Annotated in this window: 7 protein-coding genes and 1 pseudogene; 2 read left to right on the top strand and 6 right to left on the bottom strand. The window is 40.4% G+C overall.

The features are described 5' to 3' along the window. Window positions 1–67 precede the first annotated feature (67 nt). From B8983_RS08985 to B8983_RS08975, 6 genes and pseudogenes are all read right to left on the bottom strand, one after another. Window positions 68–15946 carry a VCBS domain-containing protein gene (locus B8983_RS08985; RefSeq protein WP_084283820.1) on the bottom strand — a complete coding sequence of 5293 codons (15879 nt, stop codon included), beginning with the start codon at window positions 15944–15946 and terminating at the stop codon, window positions 68–70. Between the two features lie 92 nt (window positions 15947–16038). Further along, window positions 16039–16422, bottom strand: a complete 384-nt coding sequence (locus B8983_RS08980) for a hypothetical protein (protein ID WP_234986976.1) — start codon at window positions 16420–16422, stop codon at window positions 16039–16041. Between the two features lie 3 nt (window positions 16423–16425). Beyond that, window positions 16426–16470 (bottom strand): annotated as a pseudogene (locus B8983_RS14365) (hypothetical protein); the annotation flags it as partial. A gap of 32 nt (window positions 16471–16502) precedes the next feature. Continuing rightward, complete coding sequence (locus tag B8983_RS14275) at window positions 16503–16634, bottom strand: hypothetical protein (protein ID WP_255372804.1); 132 nt, start codon at window positions 16632–16634, stop codon at window positions 16503–16505. 191 nt (window positions 16635–16825) lie between these two features. Then, a complete protein-coding gene (locus tag B8983_RS14360; RefSeq protein WP_143736154.1) occupies window positions 16826–16909 on the bottom strand; it encodes a transposase in 84 nt (27 codons plus the stop codon). Between the two features lie 835 nt (window positions 16910–17744). Then, on the bottom strand, window positions 17745–17963 hold the full coding sequence (locus B8983_RS08975; protein ID WP_084283818.1) for a hypothetical protein: 219 nt from the start codon (window positions 17961–17963) through the stop codon (window positions 17745–17747). Between the two features lie 215 nt (window positions 17964–18178). Between B8983_RS08975 and B8983_RS08970 the strand changes: the two genes are divergently transcribed. Together B8983_RS08970 and B8983_RS08960 are read left to right on the top strand one after the other, a co-directional pair. Continuing rightward, entirely contained in the window at window positions 18179–18397 is a 219-nt protein-coding gene (locus B8983_RS08970; protein ID WP_084283817.1) for a hypothetical protein, read from the top strand. Window positions 18398–18730: 333 nt separating this feature from the next. Continuing rightward, the gene (locus B8983_RS08960; protein WP_084283815.1) at window positions 18731–19705 is read left to right on the top strand and encodes a GDP-mannose 4,6-dehydratase; all 975 of its coding nucleotides are present in this window, start codon (window positions 18731–18733) and stop codon (window positions 19703–19705) included. Window positions 19706–19784: the final 79 nt, after the last annotated feature.

Genomic DNA, 19784 nt, shown 5'->3' with positions numbered 1-19784 from the left:
TCAAATTTACACTTGATTTCAGACAAACTACTACGTGTATTGATTAGGAAATGTTCATCCAAAATAATCAACCATAAGTGATGGTTCCATTTACTAGTTGGGCATGAGAGCTAGTAACACCTACTAACTCAACTAAGTTATCACCATGACCTACTCCACTACTCGTATGGCCATCAGTAATTAATACATAGGTATTGCCGCCATTCTCCCATTTGGCAAAATGCCCAGAAGTGGGATCATTACTATAAGCAATAGCTGCTTCAGCCGCACTAATTTGCTTTTGAAGTGTATTATCTTGACTACTGAATACTAAATTACCAGTAGATAAATCAATATGAGCCAAACCTGCCAATTCGGAACCGGAGTTTCCTGTAACAGTCAGATGATTATTAGCGTATTCAATGAGATCCCTACCACCCCAATTAAATATCCGGTCAAAATGTGTATCAGAAATATCACCTGATTGATTATCTTGTAAGAAGTAATGCTCACGACCAGATCTACCATCCCAATCATGGGTAGTACTTGGATTCACTGGTTGATAGACTGCTAAGTCCGCAAGAGCTGTATTAGTGAGGGAGATTGTATAAGTCTGACCACCATTCGTAATATCTACTTCAGTACCAGCACCACCATTAATCGCATGCTCTGTAATCGTCGCAGTAGAACTAAGGCCTGCCACATGTGTCAGATCTAAAGCAGTAACCTTCGTATTTTCAACAATATCACCCAATGTCGTTGGAGCAAATTCAATGTACGGATTCTTGACATGACTTAAATCCAAGCCATTTAAATTTGCTGCTGTGTCATGCACTGAGAGTAAATAACTCGAGTTAATATGGTTAAGTACTTCAACATCACTAACTACCTGTGTTGCACTCACATTGATTTGTGGCGGTAGAACATCCGATAGTACGATTGGCATAACGCCTAAGTGACTAGCTAATGGTGCTAAAAGGTCTAAGTTTGCTTGGAAGTTCGCTGTAGTATCAGTTAAGGTACCTGCTAACTCAAATTGTAAGTGCTTGTAAAAAGGTGTTTTGTAGTAGTTTTCAAACTGCTCAATCGTTGGGGCTTCCACCACAAAACTACCTCCATTCATTTCGTAAAAACCATTACCACCCAAAGCATTGAGTAGTTGACTATTAGTGATGTGGTTTACAAAATCTAAAAGGCTCGAAAAAGGGCTTTGAACGACCCACCGACTATTTGTGATACTCCAACTAGAGTGTGCATTCAGCAGAGTATTGAGAGTATCAAACGAAACTCCTCCGTTAGGGCCGTAGATATCACCGTTAGTCACCAAAGTCAAATTATTGAACGAATAGTTTTCATTAGCAATCGCTTGTAGGCGCCAATCCAGAACCCAGTTAATGTACAAATTAATCGGACCACTAGTAGTAACATGAGATAGTAAGTCATAACTCTGTTGAGACGAATCACTCACAGTAAGTAGGTTGCCATCGGACACCACGATATTAGCAAGATGACCAGCATTATTCAACGATTCTAATTGAGCCCAATAAGTTTGAATATGTGCTGCAGTATCACTCACCCCAACTTGAGTAATTAAGTTATTAGTCAATAGACTACTGACATTAGCTGCCAAAACACCACTGACAGCATACTGATGAGGAGTACCAATCAGTCCAAACACTGCGCTATCTGTAACGAACTGATCTTTAGTAATTGCTAGTACTGGCGTACCACTATCCGTCAAGCTAATACTATTCAATACTCCCGCTTTAGCTAAATCCTCAAAGTACGTAAGATGAGATAGTAAATAAGTACTAGAAACCTGTGGACTCACTGAGAAGTGTTGATGCGGTAATTTTTGAATAACATGAGGACCATCATTGATTTGGGCTTCACTTAAGTTCAGAGTTATGTTGTCCGTTAAATCAATCTTTGAAATTTTAGAACTTAGTGTTTCAAGACTAGCTAAGTTAGCAATAACATTAATGGTTAAATCAGAAATTTCAATGCTAGCTACATTTGCCTTCGATGCAATAAGCGATGCTTGATCAACACCGACTCCAGAAACATTTAAGGCAACGCTATAGCCAATATGCGCTTGAATCGTATCAATTAAGTTCGATTGCGATACTGATAGGTTGATATTTGTATTGGCACTATCGCTCAATAGAATCTTACTAGGCAGATCTACTGTAAGACTCTGTAATTGACTTGCATATAACTGAATATTTGCTGCACTATCACTCACAACCAAACTGTTCACTACAAAGTTCTTATAAAGAATAGGATTTATAGTTAGTGCTTGGCTGGCAGTTAATGTTTCACCATCAGCAAGTTGGACACTAAATGCAGGATTAGTCGAACTTTGTCCTTGAGCCATCAACAATAGAACATCTTGGTCATTAATGAACTGCTGGGCAGTTAGAGAGATAATTGGTCTAGTCAAATCTGTCAAATGAATAGCACTTATTTGACCAATTTGAATAGCAGGTTTTAATAAATTCAGACTTGAGAGAATATGATCTGAGGAATCTGAAATTGCCACTTTACCATTCGTAAATAATTTTAAGGTGGCAGAATCATTCGAAAACTGAGAGGTTGAAATAGATATGAAATTACTAGGGTCAGTCACTGTAATAGCGGTAATCTTAATACTTGAATTCAAATCTACCTGAATGTTATTGAGGTAAGAAGCAATATGACTTGAAGTATCAGTAATTGAAAACGATGCATAAGCTGAAAGATTTGAGATTGATCTAAGTTGTTCAATACTAAGATTAGCAGCTGGCAACACCACACTATATAAATCGGTTTTGTTTGGGTCAAGAGCTGTCATAATATCAATCACTACCTGATGACCATATTGATCACTAATAGTCAATTCTGCTCCGCCAGCAATTGCAGACTCACTAGCCGTTACATTACCCACAAATCCTCTCGCTTGTGAAAAATCAAAGATGGGCAATTGACCATGAGTAGAGTATTTAGTACCAGTGCCAGCGATCAGCGGTGAAGTGGCACCAGAAATATCTGTAAAAATAACCTTATTGACCTCATAGCCTCCGCCAGATAAGCTCATAGAATATCTTTGAAGACTAGCGACATAGTCACCACTAAATAAGCTACTTGCATAGCTTTGCACATTAGCAAAACTATCTTCCACCCAAATATTATTGGCTAAAGCGATAGCAGATTGCCAATTATTGACCTTAGCAAGATTAACTATCTCACTAGCAATATTGGCTGCTGTATCTTGCACTGCTAAGTAGCTAACCAAAGGCCAAAGAGTAGAATCTTGCTGATTTTCTAAAAACGCATTGATATTGGCTACCGTATCGTGTAACCGAATAATAGGTACATTATTATTCGCACCTACTCCGGAAAGCATATTTGTCGTAGCCATTAAGGCCTGAATTTTCCCTGTAATATTTGCAGCTTCAATATTAGCAACGGTATCAAAAATCTCTATCAAGCCATTTGTTGATGAAACTCCCGTGAGTGTAGATCCTAAAGTAGAGTTCAGTAAAACTTTAAAGGTATCAGCACTTGAAGAGTTTCCAAAAGTACTGTAAAGATTATCTACCGTATCCCGAATAGCTATACCTAGCTTACTTTGTGAATGGTTCTTTACAAAATCAATCAAACCGGACACAGCAGAAGAGCTGAGTTGCTGGTAATTTGATACTGTATCAGATATCTGCACCATATCTAATTGATAGTGAGAAGTATAGATAGCAGCCATTGCGTTCTGATTGCCGGTAGAAGTTAATGAGGCTAAAGAGTCTGACCAATCCACACGGCTTACTCCATTGGTACCACTTAAATTATATGCATTAAAAGCCGAATTAAGTCCGGCGCCATACGAGGTCAAATTCGTCGAGGGAGTTACTGCAGCAGCTTGGGTAGCAGCGATACTCGCTAAACCAGGGCTCAATAAACGACCAATCGAGTCACGGATTATGACGAAATTTCCAAAACCCAAAGAGTAAGAACTACTCAGGGCCTCTTCGGCATGATAGGCTGTATCAACAATAACAGTAACATCCACATTACTCATTGGCACATTACTTGTTACAGTTTCAAGCATTGAGTAAAAGTTCAATGGACCGCTAGCTATGCTGTAAGCAATTAAACCCTTACTAGCTAATAGATTCAGAACCCCACTAGCATTATCACCGTGATTTAAAGTAAGATTTTGAATATTTCTAGGGAGATCCTTAACGATATATAAAGTATTTGCATGAATATCATTTAAGCTCGTTGGTAACTCCGCAGCACTGCCGATCCAAATTGACTGACTACTGGCAAAATCATTCGGAAAACCACCTCCAGGAGGCGCAACACCAATACCAGCTCCACTTGAAACTAAAAGGGTGTGATATCCAGAAAGATTTTTTAAAAGCGAACTACTATTAATACTTGGTAAAGCAATTCCTACAACCCCATTAACAGATCCCAAATAGTAGCTAGAGAAAAGGTAATTACTTTTTGTAGTATTGAACTGATGAGAACTATCCGCATAATCAATATAGACATTAACATTTTGAGTACTACTAGTTTTGAGCGCTAAGACAGAATGACCTATTGGAGAGCTATTGGAACCAATAGTGTACCCAGTGTTGAGAGGTAAGATAGAGTTACCTAATTGACTACCAGCCCAACCTATAGTATCGATGTAATTAGTATGGCCAACTCCGTCACTAATGGCAACTGGAGTATATCCACTGGTGCTAGAGTAAGGTATTGGTGCGAATCCATTATTTAGAAATGCTCCTATTAGAGCTCCAGAAGCTTCTAAATTATAAAGTGCTGAACCTGCAGCGCGAATATTGTTAATGGAATCAACAATTGTAAACACACTACCTACCGGTGCGGTTTGAGCACTCGTTAATACTTGAGACACGCTGCCATTGTAAACAGTGACTGCAGATTCTAAGGAACTGCCCACTGCTATCACATTGGTAGAGGTTAACAAGCCACCAGACAACGGAATATGAGCCAACTTCAACCCATTAACAGCTTGTCCGCTCGAATCTGTGAAGTAAATTTGAGTAGATGAAGCCAAAGAGCTATAAGTATTACTGATTGCACCAATAAAATCATCAATCGGGAAATTAACAGCAACACCTGCTTTCAGGTGGAGTATGTCTTTGACCCAACTATAACCCGAGCTACTCACCATATGAACTTGAATGTCAGTATCTATCGGTGAATAGATAGCTAATGGAGTCGAATTATCAACCGGAGGATTAATAATCGATAAAGTTACCCCATTAATCTGCAGAGTTGATAACGATGGATTGTATCCTAAAGAATCAGCCGTAAACGCTATGTTAGATAAAGCTAACTGACCATTATTAGCTAAAGAAAGTAGTGATGTATTAGTTTGCAAAGCGATGGAAACATCTGCCGCCGAATAATTACCAGTGACAAAGTACACGCTATCTGCACTTGCTGATGGGGATGGTTCAGGATCGCTTAGTGAAACTCCATGAATCGATAAAGAAGTATTGAAATTTAAGCCTCCGTTATTAAGCGTCGCAAAGTACCCTGGTGTAAATGACAAATTACCAGTCGCAACATTAATACCCTGACTATCCAACCCTTTTGCAGAAATCGTATAAGTAGTGCCAGCGATGATTTGATCAACCATCGGCCCAAAGGTAATATTTGCACCCGTTGAATCTTGATGGAAAGTGATGTTAGAGCTTGTACTGACCCCATTAATGGTTGCAGTAGAAGTGACCACCCAATTAGCAACAGCGGCATTACCCTGCAGAGTAATGGGCTCAACAGCAATATTTGACGGTTGATAGGTTGCTGGTGAAGGTGAATAAGCAGCAAACTTGTAATTAGCAATTAATTGCAAGACTGTATGATCAGCAACAAATTGAGAACTTGAGATAGTTACCAAGTTACTAGGGTCAGTCACTGTAATGGAACTAATCGATGTAAGATTTTGTTCAAGATAGTCTAGTTGAGAAGCGATGTTAGCTGCTGTGTCGGAGATCACAATTGAACCATGATTTGTAATCTTGGCAATTACATCATGATCGCTAGCAAATTTGGTCAACGAGAGATTAATGAGGTTACTATCACTAACAGTAATTGACACCACACTGCTAATGTTTTGATGTAAAACATCTAAGTGGCTAGCAATGTTGGCTGCCGTATCTAGTAGTTGATAAGTTGTAACGCTCGCTGTATTTGCTACAAAATTATTATCAAATACTGTGCTTGGGGCATTAAGAACAATTAGATTTGCGGAAGCATCTCCACCATTCAAATTAGCCACATGGTATTTCACCATCTTGTCGTAAGTGGTATAACTAGTATTCGCATTTGAACTCGTTAAGGAAGCTCCATAAACACTAGTATCGTTCGCCAATAAAGCAATCAGATGATCTAGAGTATCAACATTATTTACCTTTGTACTTGCTAAGGTTGTCCCGTCATTATCATAAATCTTATGCATGATGGCTGAGTCATAGATGCTGTAATCTGGCCAATTAAAACTACCGTCGGTTGGTGAATTTGTCAGAACCACCTTATCTATTTGGCTATTACTTGCTAAAGAGTATGCATTTGTTCCGTTTGTGAAAGAGATCACAAAGTTATTTACTGTGACAGAATTAGGTCCAAGATTGCTGACCTGAGCCAAGAAACTCGAAGATGAACTGCCACCAAACGTTCCATTACCCCAGCCTGTAAAGTCAATTAAGGTTAAGTGGGTTAATTTATTACCTAAAGCTTGTAAGGCACTTATCGCAGCAGCGTTATGAACATTGGCACTGTTATCTTGTATAGTTACCGAACTAATGTTAGTAAAATCTGTAATCGCTTCTAGTTGAGCAATACTGATATTGTCAGTTAGGGCCGGTGTTGGAATTACGCCATCCACAACAAACTGATAACCTGATTGGGATAACAAGTTATAAACACCCTGATCGGCGGTGTAAGTTGCTTGACTAATGTGAACTAAACTAGTTGGATCAGTAACATTAATTGAAGCAAGGCTACTTAAATTGAGCTGTAAAACATCCAAATGGCTGGCAATATTTGCAGCAGTATCTAATAATGCAACGGAAGTAATATGGCTATTATTAGAAAGAATGGTTAACGCATCCACAACCTTAACATTGCTTACTGCAATGCCGTAGTTACCATGGATTAGTGCGAGAGCTCCTGAATCATTAGTAAGTTGAGGATAAGATAGGGTGATAGTTTTATTATCAATCAAGACAATACTTGTGATCAACTTATCTACCGATACATCTGCTTGGATTATATCGAGACTATTAGAAATATTTGAGGCTGTATCAGAGACCGTAATAGTGGATGGATTAGTAATCTTAGCAATCACATCGTGATCATCAGTCAGCTGGGCAACAGAGACTGTTAATGGCACAACATCTGTTAAAGTAATACTTGTTATTTTGCTATTAATTGCCTCAAGACTATCCAAATTAGTAGAGATATTGGCTGAACTATCAGCAATCAACATTGAAGTAACATGCGGATTAGTCGCGATAGTTGATGCATCGGCGGCTAGAACGTCAGTGATATTTAGATTATATGAATAACTATAACCTTTAAGGCTAACATCATACCAATCAGCTCCGCCAGCAGGATCATTAAATTCAATAACAGATTTCCAACCATTACTTACTGATGGCTCTTCAAATACAGCGACCGTGCAACGGGCGTGTTGAACAGTTAAATTGATATTCGTTGCATCTTCTACATATGGCAGTGTTGCAAGATCTAAAACATCTGAAAAACCATGTCCTCTAAAATTAGCTTCAAGACCTGTCCAAGTAGGCATCCAGTTATAACTTGAAACTAAAACACCGTTTTGGACAACTGAGATTACTGTTGGAACATCAACCCCGTATTTTCCAACGGCTCCATATTCCAAATTCTCCCATTGCAAAGTGTTATTAGAAATAATTAAATGAGAGCGACCATCGACATATGCATGGATTTGAAGCGCTTGATTATCCACCCCACCCACTATCTTATTTAAGACTGCAGCATCAGCAGTCAATTGATGTGAAGTAATGGTTAAAGCTTGATGGTCAGTAATGACGATGCTACCCAATTTACTGCCCATAGCTGCTAACTGGTTTATACCTGCAGCAATATGATTGGCGCTATCTGATACAGTAATTGAGGAAATGTTTGTAATCTTTGCAATCACATCCGCATCATGAGTTAATTGTGAAACAGATAAATTAATTGGCGAGTTATCACTTAAAGTAATACTTGTTATTTTGCTATTAATTGCCTCAAGGCTATCCAAATTGGTAGAAATATTGGCTGAGCTATCTGCAATCAACATTGATACGACATGCGAGTTAGAAGTGACTGAAGTTGCATCAACTGCCAGTACGTCAGTGATTATCAGAGTATAAGAAGTATCCGTCAGTTTATTGACTGCAATCGAAATACCGCCGCCATTATCTACGTAGAAATTATCAGATATGAAGAAATCTACTGTTGTTTCTGTTGTCAGGCTAAAGGTATATGGATGTGCCTTACCGCTTACGCTTGTATTATCAAGACCATAAATAAAAGTATTTCCGCTCCACCTCGCAACATAATTCCCATTAATTTCAATGTTATATTCAGATGAGTAATAATTATTTCCTGGGTCTCCCCAAGGACCCCATCCGCTATAAATTGCGCCTAACTCTCCTTTTTGCAAATAATCAACGACATACTTTCCAGGTGCTAATGTAATAGAATTCAACCCTAAAACATAAAGGCCATCCCTGTAACCTGAGTAAACCGTCGAATCTAAATTAAGTTCTGTGATTAAAGTTTTAGAATTATTTCCATTAGTTGATCCTACATTTACTATTTTCTCAAGCACATGAGAGTCAGCAGTTAACTGATGTGCGGTAATGGTTAATGACTTTTGGTCAGTAATCACAACACTACCTAACTGACTTCCCATCGCTTCTAATTGATCAATCGCAGCAGATAGATGGTCTGCTGTATCAGAGACTGTAATAGCAGATGAATTAGTAATTTTAGCAATCACATCATGATCAGTAGTTAATTGAGCTACTGAAACCGTAATTGGATTTTGATCACTTAAAGTAATACTTGTTATTTTGCTATTAATTGCCTCAAGGCTATCCAAATTAGTAGAGATATTGGCTGAACTATCTGCAATCAACATTGATACGACATGCGAGTTAGAAGCGACTGATGATGCATTGGCAGCTAGAACGTCAGTGATATTTAATTTGTATGCAGAGTCGGCAGTTGAGTATTCAACGATGTACCCGGTTATTCCGCCGCATAGATTTGGTGCGTCATCCCATAATAGGCCTATTGGCGAACTCCAATCATAGGATCCAGGCGATGCAATCTTGCCATAAGGCGCCCCACCAGGAACATCACCTGCCCAATTATCTAACCAAGGCAAATACCAATTCGTATAGGCATCACTAACTGGCGTACTTGATCTAAATCCAGTATTCGAAAAAACTTGTCCAGCTTCTGGACCATCTACCCATTCCCACGCGGCGTTATTTGACGGCATTCTAGATGCGCCAATCCAGTACCCTCCGCTATTTACAGTTTGCGGTAGCTGAGCAAATAATTTACCAAGCTCTATATTTTCAGCAGCACTAGTGATGTTGACTAAATAACCATGCACACCATTGATTGTAGAATTTAATGCGAGTGTCCTGGCTTGCGTCCAACTGACATAACCATTATTTAAATTATTCGGATCAAGATCTTGTGTTTGAATTAATTGATAAATGTGTCCATTCTCTGCATCAAAAATTTGCGTTAATGGGTTCGTAATATCCTGAGCAGAAAGTCCTCCACCAGCTATCTTACTTAAGACAGATGCATCAGCAGTTAACTGATGTGAAGTGATTGTTAAAGGTTTGTGGTCGGCAATGACTACACTTCCCAACTGACTTCCCATCGCTTCTAATTGATCAATCGCAGCAGAGAGATGGTCTGCTGTATCAGAGACCGTAATAGTAGACAGATTAGTAATCTTGGTAATCACATCGTGATCAGTAGTTAATTGAGCTACTGAAACCGTAATTGGATTGTGATCACTTAAGGTGATGCTAGTGATCTTACTATTAACTGACTCAAGGCTATCCAAATAAGTAGCAACATTAGATGATGAGTCAGCTATTAGCATTGACACAACTTGGGGATTCGAGGCAACACTCACAGCATCAGCTGCCAGAACACCATAGATCACTAAACTATCATTGCTGCCGTTTATTGTGATTGTTACTTTTTTGATTGTGCCATCAGCTGATAAGACGCTAAAGGTATCATTTAACGATTGGCCATCATTAAGCGCCTGAACTGCAGAATTGCTATCGTCAATCGTATAAGTCCAGTTACCAGATGCATCTACATTATATGAGCCATATGCAAAGTCACTTACAGTACCGGTACTCACAACCTGAAAAGTATTGACATTGTCTACATCGGAAGCGGTTAATGTACCAGTTACTATTTGGGTTCCGGTGATTGCATTGGCGATACCACCCGCCTCAACTACCGTACCTGTAGAAGTGCCACTGATCACGGCCGCATCATTGGTTCCATTAATGGTGATGGTGATGTTTTTCTGGGTACCATCGCTCGCTTGAACAGTAAAAGTATCAGTTGTGCTTTGGTCTACATTAAGGGCTTGCACTGTGCTGTTTGTATTATCTAAGGTGTAAGTCCAAAGACCATTCGCATCCATGGTGTACGTACCATATGATGAAGCGGTTGGATTGGTGATAGCAGTAAAGTTATTGGTAGCGTGATTAATATTACTGGTTAAGGTACCAGTTACCGTTGGAATTCCTGTAATTACGTTATCAACCCCGCCAGCTTCAATCACCGTACCAGTAGAAGTACCATCGATCACGGTTGTATTATTGGTCCCTTTAACAGTGATCGTAACATTTTGTTTAGCTGTTGCACCCTTGTCATCAGTCACCGTTACGGTAAAGGTTTCAGTATGACTTTCGTCTTGCACTAAATCGTGATGATTTGCGTTATCTAAGGTATAAGTCCACACGCCAGTAGCAGCATCAATCTCAAAGCTGCCATATGTTCCTATCGCGGCGCCGGTATAGGTCGCAGTTGCGCCATGATCCACATCAGCTGAACTTACTTGACCAGTTGCCGTGAGACTAGTATCTTCTTTTACTTCACCTGCTTGGGTGGTGCTGGTAATAACTGGCGCATCGTTGGTGCCTTTAACAGTGATGATGACATCCTGCTGAGCCGTTGCACCCTTATCATCAGTTACTATGACAGTAAAAGTTTCATCATGGCTCTCGGACTGTGCCAAATCTTGATGATTGGCATTATCTAAAGTGTAAGTCCATTTACCCGATTGACTATCAATTACTAAGGAGCCGTAAGTGCCGACGTTATGATTTACACTATAGGTAGCAGTTGCGCCATGATCCACATCATATGAAGTCACTTGACCACTGGCAGTTAAGTCAGAATCTTCCTTCACTTCAGCAATTTGTACTTTACTTGTGACGATTGGAGCATCATTAGTGCCAACAATAGTGACAGTAATCGTTTGAGAAGTAGATCCTCCTTTGCCATCATTTACGGTCACAACATAGATTTCATCACGGCTCTCACCTTCAGAGAGGGCATGATCTTCCTCGTTATCTGAGAGTGTGTATGTCCATTGACCTGTCCTACTATCGATTCCTACAGAGCCATAAGTGCCATGAGTATGATCCACGCTGAAAGTAGCCGTTGATCCATGATCACTCTGTGTTACATTTATTTGGCCACCAGTGTTATTCGTACCACCTCCCCCAACAATACCGTTTTGCGTGCCACTGGTGATAACGGGGGCATCATTAGTGCCATTAACTGTGATGGCAACATCTTGCTTGGTTGTTGCACCTTGATCATCCGTCACAGTTACGGTAAAGATTTCAGTATGACTCTCATCTTGCGCTAAGTCCTGATGATGCGCGTTATCAAAGGTATAGGTCCATTGACCTGTTTTGCTATCTAGGGCCAAGGAGCCGTAAGTACCAATATTATTGTCAATGCTATAGGTCGCAGTAGCATTGTGATCCACATCAGCAGACGTTACTTGACCAGTAGCAGTTAGGACTTCGTCTTCTTTGACGGTACCAGATTGTACGGTGCTAGTAATGATTGGATTATCATTGGTGCCAACGATGGTGATGGTCACCTCTTGAGAAGTACCCTCTGCGGTATAGACCGTAAAAGTATCCGTCGTGCTGTCACCCACATTCAGGGTTTGTATATCGACGCGATTGTTATTCAGCGTGTAAGACCAATGACCCGTCGCATCAATCGTGTACGTGCCATAGTTGGTTTGCGCTGGTGTACTAATTACGTTAAAGGTCTTGGCGCTATCCCAATCACTGACCAATAAAGTGCCAGTCACTGTTGGTGTGTTAGGGATCGCATTAAAAAGACCACCCGCCTCTACTACCTCACCCATCGAAACACCCTCGATGAATGCCGCATCATTAGCGCCATTAATCGTGATGGTCACCTCTTGAGAGGTGCCATCTGCGGTATAGACCGTAAAAGTATCCGTCGTGCTGTCACCCACATTCAGGGTTTGTATATCGACGCGATTATTATTCAGCGTGTAAGTCCAATGACCCGTCGCATCAATCGTGTACGTGCCATAGTTGGTTTGCGCTGGTGTACTAATTACGTTAAAGGTCTTGGCGCTATCCCAATCACTGACCAATAAAGTGCCAGTCACTGTTGGTGTGTTAGGGATCGCATTAAAAAGACCACCCGCCTCTACTACCTCACCCATCGAAACACCCTCGATGAATGCCGCATCATTGGTTCCATTGATGGTAATAGTGATATTTTTCTGGATACCGTCAATACTGCTTACTGTAAAAGTATCCGTCGTACTTTGACCTACATTGAGGGCTTGCACTGTGCTGTTACTATTATCTAGGGTGTAAGTCCAATGACCGCTATCATCAATGGTGTAGGAACCATAGCTCGCGGCAGTTGGAGTACTAATGGCAGTAAAGGTATTGTTGGAATTAGCAACATTCAAATGACCTGTTACAGTTGGGGTCTCTGTAATGGAGTTATTAACACCACCCGCTTCAATCACCTTACCTGTTGTGTTGACCAACTTTGCTAGGACATCAGCATCATTTATGAGCTGTGATTCGCCAATCTCTAATGCATTATCATCGGTTTGCTCAATGGCGGTAATTTTTGTGGCATTGGTATGCAAAGCATCAAGTTTGGCAGCGATATTGGCTGCCGTATCAGAGATACTGATTGACTTAATGTGGGTGTTAGACAACAACCCCGCTACATCCGCAGCCAATACTTTGGTCACAACCAAATTATAAGCCCCCAATTTCGCTAGGACATCAGCATTACTAGTGAGCTGTGCTACGGTAATGGTTAATGGATTAGCATCGGTTTGCGTAATCGCGGTAATCTTGTTCAGGTTGGCATGTAAAGCATCGAGTTTGGCAGCGATATTAGGGCCTGTATCAGAGATACTGATGGAAGTCACATGGCTATTACCTACTAAGCTAGTCGCATCAGCAGCTAAACAATTAGCCACTACCAAGGTGTAGGTACCTAGCTTCGCTAAAACATCTGCATTATTTGTAATCTGCGATGCGCTAATGGTTAATGGATTAGCATCGGTTTGCGTAATCGCGGTGATCTTTGTTCCGTTATTATGCAAAGCATCAAAATTAGCAGCGATGCCAGCAGCCGTATCCGAGATCGTAATCTCACTCACCTTCGCATCAGCACTAGCTACTCCTGCAAAAGTTGCTGTTACAGCGCTTAAAGTTGCGGTGAAGTTTGTAAACTTTGCAGTCAATGCAGCGCTGTATTGTGAACTAGTTAAGGCAATATTCGCAATCGTACCAGTTTCTGTAATGGCAGTTAACTTACTACCGGCATTGATTAAAGCCGCCAAGTTGGCAGCCAATGCAATATTGGTAGCTGTATCAGTTACGGCAAGAGAGACAACATGGGTATTAGCTGATATCGTGGTAGTGGTAGCAGCTGTGACGTTAGTGACATTTAAGGTATAGACCCCTGCATTGATTTTGGCTAGGGTCACTGCATCTGCAGTAAGCTGTGCGCTAGTAATTGTTAATGGACCAGTATCAGACTGAGTAATCGCAGTAAGCTTGACGCCAGCAGTCTGTAAGGCATTGAGATTATTCGCTAAATTAGTAGCAGTATCTGTAACTGAAATGGAGGCTACTTTGGCGTCAGTGAGAACGGTTGCGGCATTGGCCGATAGTACCCCACTAACTGTCGCAGTAAAATTACTAAACTTGGAAGTTAAGGCATTACTGTACTGTGCTGCAGTCAAACTAATTGCTGCAATTGTTCCAGTTTCGGTAATGGTGGTAATTTTAGCTAAATTACTAATCAGGTTCGATAAGTTAGTGGTGATATTTGTGGCACTATCAGTGATCGTCACCGCCCCAACTTTAGTATCTGCTGTTATAGAAATAACGTTAGCAGCTAAGACGCCACTAACTGATGCAGTAAAGTTACTAAATTTGGCAGTTAAAGAACTGCTGTATTGTGCAGTTGTCAAACTAATCGGAGTAATCGTTCCAGTTTCAGTAATGGCAGTAATCTTTGCTAAATTACGAATCAGGTTGGATAAATTGGTGGTGATATTCGTGGCACTATCAGCGACCGTAATCGAAGTCACATGAGTATTACTAATAGTGGTAGAGACATTCGCAGCAAAGACGTTGGTAACTACTAAAGTATATGAACCGGCGATTTTAGCTAAGGTTGCAGCATCGTTAGTTAACTGAGTTGCAGTGATAGCTAATGCGGTTACAGTACCACTTTGAGTAATGGACGTGATTTTAGCGATATTAGCCTGCAAAGTATCCAATCCTTTTGCAATATTAGCACTTGTATCTACCACTAAAATCGACGCTACCTTAGCATCAGACGCCACTGAAGCAGCATCCGCAGCAGCGACACCACTGACTTTCGCAGTAAAGTTAGTGAACTTAGCAGTTAAGTTACTGCTGTACTGCGCTGCAGTAAGACTAATTGGAGTAACTTTGCCAGTTTCAGTAATGGAAGTGATCATTGCTGAATTACTGATAATGTTCGACAAACCAGTGGTGATGTTTGTTGCACTATCTACAACCGTAATCGATGTCACATGCGTATTGCCGATGGTGGTAGTGACATTAGCAGCTAAAACATTTGTAACCGACAGGGTATACGTGCCGGCGATTTTAGCTAAGGTTGTAGCATCACTAGTTAACTGAGTTGCTGTGATAGCTAATGCGGTTACGGTACCACTTTGAGTAATGGACGTGATTTTAGCGATATTAGCTTGCAAAGTATCCAATCCTTTTGCAATATTGGCGCTAGTATCTAAAACTGAAATCGATGCTACTTTTTTGTCGCTAGCTATTGATGCAGCATTAGCCACTAAGGCACCAGTAATGGTCGCAGTAAAATTACTGAACTTGGCCGTTAAGCTACTACTGTATTGTGCAGCATTCAGGCTAATTGGAGTAATTGTCCCAGTTTCAGTAATTGAGGAGATTTTCGTAATATTACTAATCAGGCTAGGTAAATTGGCGGCAATATTTGTGGCATTATCTGAAACAGTAATTGTTGTCACATGCGTATTGCTAAATAAGGTAGCAACATTCGCTGTTAAAACGTTAGCTATGTTTAACGTATAGTTCGATGGCAATAGCGCAATAATTTTATTATCATTATTGAATTGAAGCGCTGTAATCGACAACAGTGTGGGAGTAGTTGAAAACACAACCGATGCAATCTTTCCGTTCGATGCCATCGTATTGAGAGTATCTAAGTTTGCAGCAATATTTGTAGCTGTATCAGATATTGACAGTGGAACAACCGCTAATGGGTTGGCATTATATGCTTTGATTGCATTTACAACATTCACTAGGGCCATGTCGAACTCACTATTTAATTCAAATAATTTAAATATTAACCTTGATAATAAGTGCAAGAAAATTAATCAACTTCATTAGATAATTATTATTTTTATAACCAATTTTTATACTTGTTATTCTTAATCTTTATTGCATTAAGACATAGTTCAAAAACAATAAATAATCTCACCATGGAGTTGCCACTATTAAACCAATCATTGAGACATCCCATCATTGTTTTTGCATGCTGACGATCGTTGATGTCGGCAAAATCCCGTTTAAACGTGTTAACAAATGCTTCTGCGATACCAATTGATTGAAGGCTTCTAAATGTTTTAAAACAAAAGATCTCAAAGCCATCAGAGCACCAACGAGAGTTGGAGTGTAAAGTAACTACTTTCCCTTTGTGGACTTTCTCAGACTTCGGTTTACCGGTGTGCCTGGTTAAGCACAAGTTGTTTTGCTTCATGAGTCGATCAACTTGTTTATGATTCAAAGCGGGCTGCTCTGAACATTTACGGAGACGATTGAGTAATGTTCCAATCCGACGATAACCATACGTCGGCCTTTGATCGACTAGAGTGCAGATTGACGCAATACCTCGGTATCGCTCGTCTCTTGATAGTTACTGTGTGCTTTATGAGTTCCTTTCATCCCTTGGCTTAAATGAGATCTCGGGATGCCGAGCGTGTCTGCAATCATTTTCATAGAATGTCGTCCTAGAGCAACGAGCGCAACTGCAAGATCAGTTTTCTTGGCTAGCCAAGTCTACAGCATCCTTCAAGATCCCATTCTCTAAGGTTTTTTACCTAATACACCTTTTTATTCGCAGATACGACATTTCAGTTCCTTGACTTCCAAAGCTGCCACAAAATCATCATCTACTTAAATCGTTTTTTTCAACCTTCAGACTTATGATTTTTCCAAAGAAATAACAGCCTAGGAGAAACACCATACTTTCGTGCAATATGCGAGACCGTCATGCCAGGTTATTTGGTTTCTTGCACACAACGCATCTTTTGTTTTACTGAAAGACGTCTTCTTCTTTGGGCTTCAGTTACAACTTGAATGGTTTCCATATTTTTCCTTAAACATAGTCTTATGACTAGGCTTACGCCTAGTCTTTTACTTAAAAACTATGTTCGGTTGAAATAGCGGCTAATACAGGAACATACCTCTGAAACTCTTCAATTAAAACATCTGGGGTTAACTCAGTGGACTGAACAGAATTAAAGTTAACACTTACTACCAAGAAAAATACGACAATTAAAAAGGGATTGCAGAGTTTTTTTTCAAGCTGGCGTATATTAAGAAACAAATTGCAACCTATTATTTAAATTTCAGAAAATCATAAATATTGATTATTTTTAATATTTTTTAATCCTGAGTCTTTTCACTCATCTTTTATTAATATTTTGATGTTTTTTTGGAGGAGGTTGTAGCGCCATCCTTTGATCCATCGACTCACTCACCTTTCATCATCATCCAACAATTAGCAAATCATTTAGATATAAAGACGATGTTTAATTTATAACTGTTCTTATTAATAATATATTGATTTTGATCAATTTGTGAGGAAAATGAAAGCGCTTGCGCGAGTCAAACTGTTTTGCTGGCAACAAGACCTGTTTCGACAGTTTGCCGAGAGTTTTCTATGAAGCCGTGATCTGGAGAAGCAATTTCTACTAGTTAGCGACATTGCGATAATTGCCTTAGGAAAACAATCAGGCGACTGACCTAAAGAACTAGAAATTCAATGTTCAATGCAAAATAATAAAAGTAGTATAAAGTAAACTCTCTTTAACGCTGATTTGAGTTCTATTCGAACAAGCTAACGATATGTTCATGGGCCCAATCAAGCAAATCATTGTTTTCAGGTTTTGCTAGTTCAACCGCCAGTTTTTCAAAAAAAATTACTTTTCCATCCTCATCTACCTGAAATGGTAACTGGGGTTCTAGCAAAAACGCATCATCCCAGACAATCGTGTCAATAATGTCTAACAGCCGAGTGGCTTTCACTTCATAGTCTTCGTTCATGTTTGTTATTTTGTTTAGTGATCAGCTTTTGACATTTTATAAAAAATATAAAATAAAGCCTAGTATAGTAGGAAGTAGCTTGAAGATGTTTCTAGGAGTTTCAAATTAATTTTGATAAAAAGCTAATTGCTTATATACGCTACTTAAGGTCAGAAATAGCTGTCAATGACCAATACGGTTTAGATCCCATTCAGATTCGGGTTCTAAATGAGATATTGTTTAGCCATACTGCAGGTAAAAACATCCGTGTCGGTGATATTTTGACACATCAAGAAATTGCCTCGCAAGCCACTTTACATGCAGCCCTCAAAAAACTCGTCGCTCAACAAATCCTCACCTATCGAACAACTACTGAAAATCGCGCTAAATATCTAGAAATCACAAAATTAGGCTTTGCGAGGTACAAGGAACTTTCGAAACATTTTATTGAATAGATGCGTCGTTGTAATAAATATTCACTGTACCATTCTATAATGAAAAAATCAGTCAATAGCTTTACAACGTCAGAAAATTTCTCAATAAAATGAACCCTCTTTCTCTCACTTGCGACTCTCCATCTTGACACAACTCATGCCTCCTTATGCTGGCGAAGGCGGAATTCGCACCATCAGAGAAGTCGCTGACGACTTGAGGCAATTTCATCTAAAAGCCACTTCTCTAGGCAACAAATATAGATTCAATACTGCTATTAGGAATTTCACCCACACCTTCCGATTACGCATAGGAAGCGCTTGGGTAAATAACGGCATGGTTCAGGGAGTGCTTTAATGCGAGCGTTGATTTGTGGCATAGGTGGTCAGGATGGCGGTTACCTCGCTAAGTTTCTGCTTGGTAAGGGGTATGAGGTATATGGTACCTCTCGCGACATCCATCTGATGTCAAACCGCGGCCTGCATGTACTAAACATTGCCGACCAAGTAGTATTACGCTCGATGGCAATCAACGATTTTCGCAGTGTTCTCACGGTGTTGGCCGAAGTAAACCCAGACGAGGTCTATAATCTTGCCGGTCAAAGCTCAGTTGGTTTGTCCTTTGAGCAACCCGTGGAAACCATGGAAAGCATTGCGATTGGCACGCTCAATCTACTAGAAGCCATTCGTTTTTTAAAGCCATCGATCCGCTTTTACAGCGCAGGTTCGAGCGAATGCTTTGGTGACACCGGGCATGAAGTTGCCGACGAAACTACCGCGTTTAAGCCACGTAGCCCGTATGCGGTTGCCAAAGCGACGGCCTTTTGGCAGGTAGCCAATTACCGAGAAGCCTACAAACTACATGCCAGCAACGGAATCCTGTTTAATCATGAGTCACCGATGCGACCCGAGCGGTTTGTCACCCGCAAAATTGTGGCGACCGCTTGTCGAATCGCTCGTGGCTCTGAAGAGATATTAACCCTAGGCGACACCAACATTTGTCGTGATTGGGGCTGGGCGCCTAATTATGTGGAAGCAATGTGGGCCATGACCCAGCAAGATCAGGGCGGGGACTACGTAGTGGCTACAGGTCGGACTGTATCACTCAGCTACTTTATTGAACAAGTATTTGCTGAATTGAATCTAGACTGGCGAATGCATGTGAATAGCGATCCGCAACTCTATCTCCCCTCAGACATTCGCCAAAGTCACGGCAATCCAGAACGCGCTCGCCGGGTACTTGGCTGGCACCATACCCTAGAAGTCGATGAAGTGGTGCAAGAAATGGTCCGTGCACAATTGAAAGCTGAGTCCAATGCCTCTTCAGTTTGAGCCATTCATTGAACAAGATCTGACACACTCCCTTTATAAAATTGGGGGCGATTGTTGCTGGGTCGACCATAAGGCGATA

Source organism: Polynucleobacter kasalickyi, assembly GCF_900176405.1.
GTDB lineage: Bacteria > Pseudomonadota > Gammaproteobacteria > Burkholderiales > Burkholderiaceae > Polynucleobacter > Polynucleobacter kasalickyi.
The sequence above is the reverse complement of the archived record's forward strand: the minus strand, read 5'-3'. Positions and strand labels throughout refer to the sequence as shown.